Origin of the sequence: Limosilactobacillus kribbianus (assembly GCF_026413145.1) — a bacterium.
Lineage (GTDB): Bacteria > Bacillota > Bacilli > Lactobacillales > Lactobacillaceae > Limosilactobacillus > Limosilactobacillus kribbianus.
The window spans coordinates 1-12,543 of sequence record NZ_JAOVYZ010000003.1; the positions used below are offsets into that span (position 1 = coordinate 1).

General features: G+C 50.8%; 12 protein-coding genes. 3 read left to right on the forward strand and 9 right to left on the reverse strand.

From position 1 onward, the window contains the following. Nucleotides 1–252: 252 nt before the first annotated feature. The 5 genes from OCT58_RS01270 to OCT58_RS01290 all read right to left on the reverse strand — a co-directional run bounded on the left by OCT58_RS01270 (nucleotide 253) and on the right by OCT58_RS01290 (nucleotide 4,954). Nucleotides 253–498: a type B 50S ribosomal protein L31 gene (locus OCT58_RS01270; RefSeq protein WP_104689009.1), complete on the reverse strand. Its 246-nt coding sequence runs from the start codon at nucleotides 496–498 to the stop codon at nucleotides 253–255. Between the two features lie 94 nt (nucleotides 499–592). Then, on the reverse strand, nucleotides 593–1,873 hold the full coding sequence (murA, locus tag OCT58_RS01275) for a UDP-N-acetylglucosamine 1-carboxyvinyltransferase (protein ID WP_267201018.1): 1,281 nt from the start codon (nucleotides 1,871–1,873) through the stop codon (nucleotides 593–595). A 258-nt stretch (nucleotides 1,874–2,131) separates the two neighbouring features. After that, a complete protein-coding gene (gene pyrG / locus OCT58_RS01280) occupies nucleotides 2,132–3,736 on the reverse strand; it encodes a CTP synthase (protein ID WP_267201019.1) in 1,605 nt (534 codons plus the stop codon). A gap of 171 nt (nucleotides 3,737–3,907) precedes the next feature. Next, nucleotides 3,908–4,468 carry a DNA-directed RNA polymerase subunit delta gene (rpoE, locus tag OCT58_RS01285; RefSeq protein ID WP_267201020.1) on the reverse strand — a complete coding sequence of 187 codons (561 nt, stop codon included), beginning with the start codon at nucleotides 4,466–4,468 and terminating at the stop codon, nucleotides 3,908–3,910. A gap of 45 nt (nucleotides 4,469–4,513) precedes the next feature. After that, complete coding sequence (locus OCT58_RS01290; protein WP_267201021.1) at nucleotides 4,514–4,954, reverse strand: YwiB family protein; 441 nt, start codon at nucleotides 4,952–4,954, stop codon at nucleotides 4,514–4,516. 74 nt (nucleotides 4,955–5,028) lie between these two features. Here OCT58_RS01290 and OCT58_RS01295 point away from each other — a divergent pair, with 74 nt between their 5' ends. Genes OCT58_RS01295 through yidA form a run of 3 tightly spaced genes read left to right on the forward strand, consistent with a single transcriptional unit; the run spans nucleotide 5,029 to nucleotide 8,048 of the window. After that, nucleotides 5,029–5,853: a lipoate--protein ligase family protein gene (locus OCT58_RS01295; protein ID WP_267201022.1), complete on the forward strand. Its 825-nt coding sequence runs from the start codon at nucleotides 5,029–5,031 to the stop codon at nucleotides 5,851–5,853. Nucleotide 5,854: 1 nt separating this feature from the next. Further along, nucleotides 5,855–7,234 carry an HD domain-containing protein gene (locus tag OCT58_RS01300; protein ID WP_267201023.1) on the forward strand — a complete coding sequence of 460 codons (1,380 nt, stop codon included), beginning with the start codon at nucleotides 5,855–5,857 and terminating at the stop codon, nucleotides 7,232–7,234. Then, nucleotides 7,224–8,048, forward strand: a complete 825-nt coding sequence (gene yidA, locus OCT58_RS01305) for a sugar-phosphatase (protein WP_267201024.1) — start codon at nucleotides 7,224–7,226, stop codon at nucleotides 8,046–8,048. Before OCT58_RS01300 ends, yidA begins: the two co-directional genes overlap by 11 nt. A 180-nt stretch (nucleotides 8,049–8,228) precedes the next feature. On the opposite strand, the gene OCT58_RS01310 is transcribed toward yidA, so the two are convergent. The 4 genes from OCT58_RS01310 to glmU form a co-directional block, all read right to left on the reverse strand. Continuing rightward, nucleotides 8,229–9,125, reverse strand: coding sequence for a linear amide C-N hydrolase (locus tag OCT58_RS01310; protein WP_267201025.1), 897 nt, complete (start codon nucleotides 9,123–9,125; stop codon nucleotides 8,229–8,231). Between the two features lie 79 nt (nucleotides 9,126–9,204). Further along, complete coding sequence (locus tag OCT58_RS01315) at nucleotides 9,205–9,948, reverse strand: hypothetical protein (protein ID WP_267201027.1); 744 nt, start codon at nucleotides 9,946–9,948, stop codon at nucleotides 9,205–9,207. A 107-nt stretch (nucleotides 9,949–10,055) separates the two neighbouring features. Next, nucleotides 10,056–11,042, reverse strand: coding sequence for a ribose-phosphate diphosphokinase (locus tag OCT58_RS01320; RefSeq protein WP_267201028.1), 987 nt, complete (start codon nucleotides 11,040–11,042; stop codon nucleotides 10,056–10,058). Between the two features lie 120 nt (nucleotides 11,043–11,162). Beyond that, complete coding sequence (glmU, locus tag OCT58_RS01325) at nucleotides 11,163–12,530, reverse strand: bifunctional UDP-N-acetylglucosamine diphosphorylase/glucosamine-1-phosphate N-acetyltransferase GlmU (RefSeq protein WP_267201029.1); 1,368 nt, start codon at nucleotides 12,528–12,530, stop codon at nucleotides 11,163–11,165. Nucleotides 12,531–12,543 lie beyond the last annotated feature (13 nt).

Sequence of the window (12,543 nt, forward strand, 5' to 3'; positions counted from 1 at the left end):
AATTGATTCTCGACGCTTAGCTTTTAAAACACCTTGGTACCAAGGCTTATTTAAGTGCGTCAAAAATCTGGTCAAAACAAGTTTGTCAGTGATAATTTTATCTTGACTTATTACCACATGACTCAAAACAATCTAACCGTTCCTTAGTATACCAACTTCACGATCAAAACAACAGGTTTAGATCTGATGCAGCCAGACGAAAAAAGCGCCTTGCAATAACTGCAAGACGCTCTGGATAACAAGTCGTTCGGCTTACTTGAGACCGTACTTCTTGTTGAACTTGTCGACCGCACCATCGGCCTGAGTAAACTTTTGCTTACCAGTGTAGAATGGGTGTGAGTCAGAAGTAACTTCAACCCGGATCAGTGGGTATTCGTTGCCGTCTTCCCACTTAACCGTTTCCTTTGAGGTTGCGGTTGAGCCGGAAAGAAACTTGTAACCAGTAGAAGAATCTTCGAATACTACTGGATGGTAATCTGGATGAATTCCTTGTTTCATAATTTAATACGCTCCTTTTGCCATGAATCATTGCCTGAAACATAGATAATCAACCCTAACAGGATACCACGGATTGCCGATCCGCGCAACCAGCTTAGTCAATTTTTACCGATGAATCGTCCTCGATTGCCACGTTGGCGTGCAGACGGTTCAGCTTCCAAACAATTCGGTCGTAACCGCGCAGGATGTTGCCAGCATTATTGATCACAGTCGTCCCGTCGGCCATCATTCCGGCGATCATCAGGGCTGCCCCAGCACGGATTTCGCCGGCCTCAACATTGGCGCCGTGGAGGTGGTCAGTGTGCTTAACGATAATCGTGCCGTCGTGGGCCTCAATCGCCATTCCCATCTTTTGCAGCTGGGAGACGTGCTTAGTCCGCTTCGGGTAAATCGTATCGATAATCGTGCTGTCCCCCTCTGCCATTGACAGCAACGGCGTCAATGGCTGCTGCAGGTCGGTGGCAAAGCCAGGGAACGGCATTGTCTTGATCTTAACGCCCTTCAAATGAGTCGTCTTCGGAACAAAGATCTTATCACTATCGATTTGCAGATCAACACCCATTTCAATCATCTTACTGGTGAAGGATTCCAAGTGCTCCGGAATGACGTTGTGGATCATGATCCCATCACCAAGCGCCGCCGCTAGTGACAGATAGGTCCCGGTCTCAATGCGGTCGGCAATGATGGTATGCGTGTTCATGGACTGCAGGGTGTCGACTCCAGTGATCCGAATGGTCCCGGTCCCGGCGCCCCGCACTTTGGCACCCATGTTGTTCAAGAAGGTCGCCAGGTCAATGATTTCTGGTTCCCGGGCGGCGTTTTCGATGATCGTCGTCCCCTTTGCCCGGACGGCCGCCAAAACTGCGTTAATCGTCGCCCCAACGGAGACCATGTCCAAAAAGACCCGGGCACCGTGGAGACCATTCTTCGTGGCATCTAGGTGAACCGTGCCGTGTTCCTCGCTGACTTCGGCCCCCATCGCCTTGAAGGCCTTCAAGTGTTGATCAATCGGCCGAGGTCCAATGTTGTCACCCCCGGGGAAGGTCAAAGTCGCCCGGTGAAAGCGTCCCAGGAGGGCTCCCATGAAGTAGTAGGATGCCCGCAGACTTTTAATGGCCTTGCTCGGTAGTTCTGCTTCCACAATCTGAGTCGGATCAATCTCCAAGACGCCGTGGCTAAACTTGGACTGAACGTTCATTGACTTCAAGATAATCATCAAATTGTGAACATCCAAGATATCTGGCACGGTATCAAATGATACTGGCGTGTCAGCCAAAATTGCTGCTGGAATGAGGGCAACGGTACTGTTCTTAGCACCACCGATGGTAACTTCACCCGAAAGTCGGTTTCCTCCTTGAATGATCATTCGTTTCATGTTTACTTTTCCTCGCTTAAAAGTTTTTTAGTTTTTGATTTCATTAATTGTTAATTTTATTTTTTAAACTGTTTGTGAGCATTTTACTTATAAAAACAGTCAACTGTAATGATAATGAAATGTTTACTAAATTACAACCTTTTCTAAATAATCTTAAAAAAATAAAAAGCCAACGTTCACCAAAAAGCACTTTTCAGCGAACGGTAGCTTTTATTCATGGACAGGCGAAACAATTTCCCGGGGAATTTGTTTCAGCAATTACTGGTTGTCAACGGCCGCCTTGATAAAGGCCTTGAAGAGCCCTTCTGGGTGGTTCGGCCGCGACTTGAATTCTGGGTGGTACTGAGCAGCCACGAAGAACTTCTTGTCAGGCAGCTCCACGACTTCGACCAGGTTGCGGTCCGGGTTGATCCCGGAAACGACCAGACCGTGGTCCTCCATTTCTTGGCGGTACTTGTTGTTGAACTCGTAACGGTGACGGTGACGTTCACTAATCATGGACTGGTTGTCGTAGGCAGCGGCAGCAATCGTCCCCGCCTTCAGTTTGCAAGGGTAAGCACCCAGCCGTTGGGTTCCACCCATATTTTCAACGTCTTCCTGGTCGGCCATCAGGTCAATGATGTTGTGCTTGGTATTTGGATCAAATTCAGTCGAGTTGGCATCCTTGTAACCCAGAACGTCCCGGGCAAATTCGATGCAGGCCGTCTGCATCCCCAGGCAGATTCCCAGGTACGGCACGTCGTTTTCACGGGCGTACTTGATCGCCGTGATCATCCCTTCGATTCCCCGGCTACCGAAACCACCAGGAACCAGAATTCCGTCGTAGTCCTTCAGGGTGTCGGCAACGTTGTCTTCGTTAATGTGTTCGGCATTAAAGTGGTCGATCTTGACCTTGGCGTCAACCGGGTAGCCGGCATGACGCAGCGCTTCGTTAACTGAAATGTAAGCATCCTGCAGGTCGGTGTACTTCCCAACCATGGCGATCTTGACGGTCTTCGTCAGACCGTTTTCAATGTGGTCAACCATGTTAGTCCATTCCCGCATGTCGGCAACCGGCACATCAAGACCAAAGTGGTCAACAACCAGTTGGTCCATCCCCTGCTTTTGAAGGTTCAACGGAATCTCGTAGAGGGTGTTAACGTCGAGGGATTCGATGACCGCCTTTGGATCAACGTCACAGAAAAGGGCAATCTTGTTCCGCATTTCCTCGGTGATTGGCTTTTCAGTCCGCACTACCAGGATGTTTGGTTGGATCCCCAGTCCCCGCAGCTCACGAACGGAGTGCTGGGTTGGCTTGGTCTTCATTTCACCGGCTGCCCGCAGGTATGGAATCAGGGTGGTGTGGATGTAAAGAACGTTGTCAGATCCAACCTCTTCCTTCATCTGCCGAATGGCTTCCATGAATGGCTGGGATTCGATGTCCCCCACAGTCCCACCAATTTCGGTGATGACCACTTCGGCGTCCTGACTTTCACCAGCCCGCTTGATCTTATCCTTGATGGCGTTGGTGATGTGCGGGATCACCTGGACGGTCCGACCGAGATAGTCCCCGCGCCGTTCCTTTCTCAGCACTTCGGAGTAGATCTTCCCCGTGGTGACGTTTGAGTACTTGTTTAAGTCGTTATCAATAAACCGTTCGTAGTGACCAAGGTCCAGGTCGGTTTCCGTCCCGTCATCGGTAACGAAGACTTCCCCGTGCTGGTATGGGCTCATCGTTCCGGGGTCAACGTTAATGTACGGGTCGAATTTCTGAATGGCCACCTTCAGGCCACGGTTTTTCAGCAGACGGCCCAGCGAGGCGGCAACAATACCCTTTCCTAGTGATGAAACAACCCCACCGGTTACAAAAATGTATTTCGTCATTGAACTTTCTACTCCTTTGATTAATTTTGCTGGGTAACAATAAATAAAAAAGCTCCCCATTTCCGTTGAAACAGGGAGCTTCATTATCTACGAACTTATTGGCCTGTAATACAGGCGCCCAAGAAAGATAATACAGGGTCAACGATAAATAGTCAAGCAGCCCGCCCGAATTTATTCGTCGTCCTCGTCATCATCATCGTCTTCTTCGTCCTGCAATTCAGACAGTTGGCCTTCGATGCCGTCATCCAAGTCGTCATCGTCGTCCTCAAAATCATCGTTGTCTGCATCGTAGTCGTCATCATCGTCATTATTGTCGTCATCGTCGTCGAGATCCTCATCTTCGGGATCATCGTTGTCGTAGTCGATCACGTCATCGTCGTCGTTGGAGTCTGCCAAGAAGGCATTAACCTTGCGGCGCTTCTTCTTTGGCTGGTCCTCTTCATCCTCGTTTTCACCAACCGTGGCTTCATCGATGGATTCGTATGGGTACCATGCCCGCAGGCCCCAGGTATTGTCACCAAGGGAAATAAAACTGCCGTCGATGTTCAAATCAGTGTAGAACTGGGCAAGCCGCTCACGAATTTCCTCATCACTTTTACCCAAGTACTGTTGAATTTCATTGGTTAAGTCAACAAACGCCATTGCTTCTCCGTGATCAGCTAAAATAGCGTGTGCGACCTCAATCATTGAAAGTTCTGATTTGTCTTGGCCGTCAAAAACCTTTAAATCCAAATTGGTGCACATCCCTTCAAAAAGTCTAAATTACATCATACAATATCAAGCCGTAAATTGCAATTCCAATTGATAAGTGCCAATCAACTGATCACCCGCCCGTAATTGATAGGCTGCAACGAGCCGGCCGGCCGGCGCCAGCGGATCAACTTGTCGTTCCAATTGATTAGTCACTACCTGAAGCGTCAATGTCCCGTACTCCGTCTGGTAGCGGGTAATGGTCGGGCGTTCACGATCAAAGACCAGCCGGGTCTCAGTTGCCCCCTGCCGGTGAAGGTGGACCTCCTCTTCATCAAGGCGGAACTGAACCGGGGTCACCTGATCATTTTGGTGTTCCTGGTAGCGTAAGTAGTGTTTGCCGTTTAATTCGATGAATTCGCCGGTTTCTTGAAAATTGAACTGTTCCTGCTGGCCATCCTGGCTGATAACGGTCCGCAGACTAATTTTTACCGGTACTCGTTTTTTGATGAGAATCCCTCCCGTCATCGATAGTTCATTTCTTACCCTATTTATAATACAATTAGAAACGTACAATATTCAAAGAAAAGAAGTCAAAATCAATGGAAAATTTTAACCAACAACACGTCGAATACTTTGACCAGCCTTTGAAACCGGCCAACAACCTGACCTCCTTTGCCTATACGAATGCCCTCCTGCGCTCCAGTAAGGAGATGAGTGCACCGCTTTTGCACTTCTGGTCCCTGCAAGATTCCGTGATCTTGGGGCTCAAGGATCAGCGGCTGCCATACCTGGATCGGGCCTTACGTTTTCTGACCGACCGGGGCTATCACTACTTCATGCGCAACTCCGGGGGACTGGCCGTCGTCAGTGATGCAGGCGTCCTTAATTTCTCGCTCTTTTTCCCTTGGCATCTCGAAGACCACGAATTAAAGATCGACGAGGCCTACCAGCGAATGGAATTCGTCGTTAGCCAAGCTTTCCCAGAACTAACAATTGAAACCGGTGAGATTACCCACTCATATTGCCCAGGTACCTTCGATCTCAGTGTTAACGGCCAAAAGATCGGTGGAATCTCCCAGCGGCGCAATACCAACGGCGTGGTGGTCATGCTCTATTTGAGCGTCAATGGCGACCAACTGGCCCGGGGCGAACTGATTCGCGATTTCTACAGCCGCGGACTGCAGGGTGCCGAAAACAAGTGGCACTTCCCGGACATCTGGCCGACCTCAATGGTCAACATCGAAGAACTGCTGCACCAGCCCCTGAGCATTGAAGACACCAAGCAACGCCTGCTCAACGTCTTTGCCAACCATGGCCAAGATGACTTTACTCAGCTCACCTGGTCACCGAACTTCATTCGCCTGGTCCAGGACGAAATGGACACCATGACCCGGCTGCAGGAGCGTTTGCATAAGGAGGGATAAGGTGGAATATTTCAACGAAGAAAAGCTGCCCCGCGAAAAAGTCTTTCGCGACCCGATTCACGGACAGATCATCGTCGACAATCAAATCATCATGGATTTGATTAACACCCCTGAGTTTCAACGCCTGCGCCGCATCAAGCAGCTTGGTGCTACTTCTTTTACTTTCCACGGCGCCGAGCATTCTCGCTTCGGCCACTGTCTCGGGGTCTATGAAATTGCTCGGCAAATGTGCAATAATTTTCAGCGCAACTACCCGAGTCAATCCCCTGACGACGGGCTATGGGATGACCGGGAGCGACCCGTCGCCCTCTGTGCAGCCCTCTTGCACGACCTGGGGCACGGACCCTACTCGCATACTTTTGAGCACATCTTCCACACCGACCATGAACAGATCACCCGACAAATTATCACCAGCCCGGAGACCAACATCAACCACATCTTGCGGCGGGTTTCCCCGGACTTTCCTCACAAAGTCGCTAGTGTGATCGACCACACCTATCCGAATCAACAAGTGGTCCAAATGATTTCTAGTCAGGTTGATGCCGACCGGATGGACTATCTCCAGCGAGACTCCTACTACACCGGTACCAACTACGGCAAGTTTGACCTGGACCGCGTTCTCCACGTAATGCGGCCGGTCAAGGACGGGATTGCCTTCGAGATTTCGGGAATGCACGCTGTTGAGGACTACATCATCAGCCGGCTGCAGATGTACCTCCAGGTCTACTTCCACCCGGTTTCCCGGGCGATGGAGGTCATCCTCGACCACCTGCTGATGCGGGCCAAGTACATTTACGAACACCCCAGTGAATTCGAGCCCGAGTTCACACCCCACATGCTGATGCCATTTTTCAACAAGCACTTCACCCTGGCCGACTACCTGGCCCTCGACGACGGGGTGCTGACGACCTACTTCAACCACTGGACCCACTCCCGCGACGATATTTTAAACGACCTCGCCAGCCGTTTTCTTAATCGACGGCCTTTCAAATCGGCCGTCTACGATCAGGCGACGGTTGACCTTTTACCAAAACTGCGGGAGCTTATCCGGACGGCCGGTTTTGACGAGCGCTACTACACCGCGGTTAACGACAGCTTTAAGCTTCCCTACGATACCTATAATCCGAAGGCATCTAAACCGCAAACCCAGATTGAACTGGTACAGCCCAACGGCGACTTCATCGAGCTTTCCCAGGTTAGCACCCTGGTGGCCAGCGTTTCGGGACGCGAGGCCGGTGACCAGCGTTTCTTCTTCCCCAAGGAGATGCTCGCCAAGCACGAAAACATCGAAGTCTTCGAACCCATCTACGAACAATTTCAACAATACATTCAAAATAATCACATCATTAATCCTGAGGAGATCAAAAATAATGGCAATTAAACTCATCGCAATCGATATCGACGGCACCCTGATCAACGACCACCAACAGATCACCCCCAAGACCGTAGCGGCTCTTAAAAAGGCCAGTGCCAAGGGCGTCAAGGTGGTCCTCTGCACCGGTCGGCCAATGACCGGTGTCGAGGCCTACCTCGAACAGCTCGGCCTGGATAATCAGGACCAGGAGTACGTGATCAGCTTTAACGGTGCCCTGGCCCAATCCACCAGCGGCAACGTCCTGGTCAACTACTCGTTAAGCTTCGCGGACTATGCCGACTGGGTCAACTTCTGCCTCAAGGCCGGCGTCCATTCCCAAATCGAGACCCGGGACTACATCTACACCACCGATCAAAACATCAGTCACTACACCGTCTACGAGTCCGCCCTGGTCTCTATGGACGTTCGCTACCGGACGATGGATCAGATGGCCCGCGCCCGTGATCACTACGTTGTGGCTAAGGCCATGATGGTTGACAGCAAGGAAAAGATCGACCACGCTATCACTCTCATGCCGGCCGACTTCAAGACGCGTTTTTCTATTGTCCGCAGTGAGGACTTCTACCTAGAATTCATGCACAAAAACGCCAGCAAGGGCCAAACACTGGAGCAACTCGGTAAAGAACTGAATATCAAGCAGGATGAAATGATGGCCCTTGGTAACGCTCAAAACGACAACTCAATGATCGAGTATGCTGGACTTGGAGTCGCCATGGGCAATTCGGTTCCCGAAACCTTAAAGATCGCCAACGTCACCGTGGCCGACAATAATCACGACGGGGTTGCCGAAGCTGTCGAAAAATATGTCTTGAACGCTTAAAGAATAGCAAAGAGGCTGGGAATTAACCTAGCCTCTTTGCTGTTATATAGCTTATAAATGCTACAGCGCGGTAGCTGGCTGGATCCTGAACGTTGATAAATCAACGCCCAGGACGCCTAGCCAGCCTCGCGGGGGTGGGAAGACGAACTCGCAAGCGAGTTCTTTCCCACTCCCTTTTTACTATTCAAACCGGTAAGCACTATGCGGAAACTGTCGCATCAGTTCTGGCAGGCTTTGGCTCACCAGCTGGTGGCTGTGGAGGTCATAGAAATTATAATGCCGCCCTTTCAGGTCCATAATCATTCGGTAATGAGTATAGTTGTGGGCGTGTTCAGGTACCTGGGGAACCGTCACACTTTTCAAAAAGGCCAACAGTTCATCACTGGTCGCTTGCGAATGGTGCCAGCGCCAAAGAGCCGCCTGGATGAAACGCTGAACGGAATTGCCACCATGGGGAGCGGCTTGATCCGTGGTCCCGATGGCTTGAGTTAACGTTGCCACCGTTGCGGTTTCTGGGAGATGGAGAAAGCGGGCGAGGCGCTCTAGTTGGTCATCTAGTGCCGGGGTATTGGTAAAGACGGCCAGCGGGTTTGCCCGCACCTGGAGACGATCGCCAAGGGGCTCGATAATATAGGTGCCCGTCTGATCCATCAAGAGCCAGTGAAAGGGGTAGCGCTGCTGATCGTACCAACGAGCATCAATCACTGTAATTTGCTTTAATTCGGCGGCCACCTCTGCAACTGAACTATGCCGACCGAGGGCCCACATGATGAAGTCCTGTGGGGTCAGGCCCAGAGTGCCGGGACGAACCGTATCTGGATAGGTGGCAGCCACCGGAAAGAACAATTCAGCACAGGCCAGGCCCGCGTCATTTAGACCGTCACCAACTAGGTAGTGGTCGTTCACTACCCGCATCCCGCCCAGAATGGCGTGGCGGTTGCGGATTTCATCAGTCATCCCCGCTGCGCGCCAAGAATAGTCCTGTGGCACATAGGTCAAATGCCAGGGCGTCCGCGGTGGAAAATCCATCGTCCGACCGAATAATTGCTGAGCAGCGAGCGTTACTACCGTACACATTTTCATTTACCCCCATTCAAAAAGGGAGCGTGCTTGCCATCTGGCAATCCCCGCTCCCTTTTTTATTTGCGATCATTAATCACTGCAGCTTGCTAACGGCACCCGTCTGACTGTTGTACTGGTAGATACCGATCATGCTTGCCACCGTGTTGTCCTTGTTATTTTGCCGAACTTCAAACTGGTAGACACTGCCATTCTTAGCTACTGGGATAATCTCGTAGCCCTTGGCACCATCAAAGCCCATCTTGTTGGCAAAGTTATTCACAACACTGTCACTCGTCTCGCTGCTGACAGTGGCATTCGCAGCCGGTGCGCTAGTAGTACTGCTCTTGGCAGACGCACTACTGCTTGTTGCGCTCGTACTTGCGCTTGAGTTAGAATTTGAGCTTGTCGTCGTGGTGGAGCTACCCTTCTTGGCACTAGTAATCTTATCCTGCAGCGCCGCGTAGGCATTCTTCATTGCCGGACTGGTTGACTTGAGCTCCTTTAAGTTGCCAGCTGCACCATCGTAGTCACCGTTATTGTATACTTCTTGGGCATTCAAGTAATTCTTCAGGTCCGCTTTCAGATTCTTTGTCTGAGTGGAACCATTGTTAACCGTATTTAACCGGTCGTAGGCCCCCTGATAATCATGGTTGCGGATCATCTTGTTAGCCGACCGGTAAGCCTTGGTGGATTCACTCTCCGCCGTCCGGGGCGTCGATGAAGAACTGCTGCTCGTTGACTTGGTAGCCGCGCTTTGCTGGCTGCCACACGCTGCCAGCAAGACCGACATTGTCAGGGCAGCCGTCCCGACAATTACCTTTTTAAATTTCTTGCTCATAACACAGCCCCCTAATATCTCAACCTTAGATGTTTTAACACTTATATTATACCATTATTCAACCACAACAAATAAGCGGATCCGCATTCGGGACCCGCTCATCGTAATTATTTATTTATTTCCGCACTTTGGAAGACCTGCTTGAACAGCGGACTAACTGGCCGGTTTTCATTGATCCGCTTGATCGCGTCGGCAATCAATGGAGCCACTGAAACCTGTTTAATCTTATCAATTTGCTTTTCTTCAGGCAGCTTGATGGAGTCCGTGACAACGACTTCCTTCAGCGGCGACTTAGACAAGCGCTCGATGGCTGGGCCGGAGAGCACCGCATGGGTACATGAAGCGTAAACTTCCTTGGCACCCGCGTCGATCAGTGCCTGGGCACCCAACGTAATCGTACCGGCCGTGTCAATCATGTCATCGATCATGATACACTTCTTACCCTTAACATCACCGATGATGTTCATAATCTGGGCAACATTTGCCCGTGGCCGCCGCTTGTCGATGATGGCAATCGGTGACTTCAGGAATTCAGCCAAAGCACGGGCACGAGTAACCCCACCGTGATCTGGTGAAATGACAACGGCATTATCCGCAACTCCTTGCTTGATGAAGTATTCGGCCAACAGCGGAGCGCCCATCAGGTGATCCACCGGAATGTCGAAGAAACCCTGAATCTGAGCAGCGTGCAGGTCAAGAGCAATCACCCGGTCAACCCCGGAGTTCTGCAGCATATTAGCAACCAACTTGGCCGTGATCGGTTCACGGCTTCGTGCTTTCCGGTCCTGACGTGCGTAACCATAGTATGGCATTACCACGTTAATGGTTTTGGCACTGGCCCGCCGCAGGGCGTCAACCATAATCAACAGTTCCATCAAATTATCATTGACCGGCGCCGATGTCGACTGGATAACGTAAACGTTGTCCCCCCGCACACTCTCTTCAATGTTAATTTGGATTTCACCATCGCTAAAACGATCAACGGATAATTTTCCAAGCTCTACCCCGACGTGTTTGGCAATTTTTTCTGCCAGGGGTCGGTTGGAGTTCAGAGAAAAAATCTTGAGATTAGAATCAGAATAATGCTGTGTCATTAGATCCTCCGCAAATTATTAAATAGTCGTCATCACACGGCACAAATGCCATCTAGAGAATATGTTACTATCCTTTTCTATCATATAGACCAGTTGAACAAAAAGCAAGCAAAACTCGGTCTACCATGGCAACTTCTTGGCATAGTCCTTTTTGTTAACCTGCCGGGCCCGGGCAATTGCCATGTCGTATTGCTCAACGCTGTCGGTGATGGTGGAACCAGCCGCGATGAAAGCATCTTGGGCAATGTTGACTGGGGCAACCAGGTTGGAATTAGAGCCGATGAAGGCATGATCGCCAACATTGGTGTGGTGCTTATTGGTACCGTCGTAGTTGACGAAGACAACCCCACAGCCGACGTTGATGTTCTTACCCAGCGTGGCATTACCAATGTAAGTCAGGTGACCGACCTTGGTGTTGGCACCAATGTAGGCCTTCTTGACCTCACAGAAGTTCCCGATGTGGACATTTTCACCGATCTCAGCAGCTGGCCGCAGGTGACTGTTCGGGCCAATGTCGGAGCCGTTGTGCATTTCGGCATCTTCCAGCGTCGAGGACGTGATCTTAACCGCGTCGTGAATTGTGGAGTCAATGATCCGGGAACCGGCACTGATGTAGCAATCGTTGCCGATGACGGTGTGCCCCTTAATCACGACGTTGCCTTCCAAGACGGTGTCTTTCCCCAGTTGAACGTCGGCATCGATGTAGGTCGTCTCTGGATCAATCATGGAGACCCCTTCTTGCATCCAATGACGGTTAATCCGCGCTTGCATGAGCTTATTGGCCCGTGCCAAGGCGATCCGGTCGTTAACCCCCATTGACTCGTCAAAGTCAGCCATCTTGTAGGCAGTAACGATTTCGCCGGCATTCTTTAAAATCCCGATAACGTCGGTCAGGTAGTATTCCCCCTGGGCGTTATCGTTGTTGATCTTACTAAGCGCAGCAAAAAGCTTCTTGTTGTCGAAACAGTAAACCCCGGTGTTGATCTCGTGAATAGCCTGTTCCTTGACATTGGCGTCCTTTTGCTCTACGATCCGCTCGACGATGCCGACTTCGTTTCGAACGATCCGGCCGTAGCCAGTCGGGTCCGGTGCAATTGAAGTCAGAATGGTTGCTGCCGCGTGCCGCTGTTCGTGGTATTGGAACAGTTTTTCAAAGGTTTCCGCCGTAAAGAGTGGCGTATCCCCACTGACCACGATGGTTTCGCCATCCTCATTTGCCAGAAGATCCTTGGCCTGCATGACTGCATCCCCGGTCCCCAGCTGCTGCTTTTGCAGGACGTAGTGAGTCCGGTGACCCAGCTGCTCTTCAACCGTCTTGGCCCCGAAGCCAACGACCGTGATGATATTTTCAATCTTGGCGTTCTCCAGCTGGGTTAAGACGTGATCAACCATCGTCTTCCCGCAGACTTGGTGCAGCACCTTATAAAGCTTGGAGCGCATCCGCGTCCCCTTACCAGCAGCTAAAATAATTGCGTTACGTTTTGCCATTACTAAATCTCCA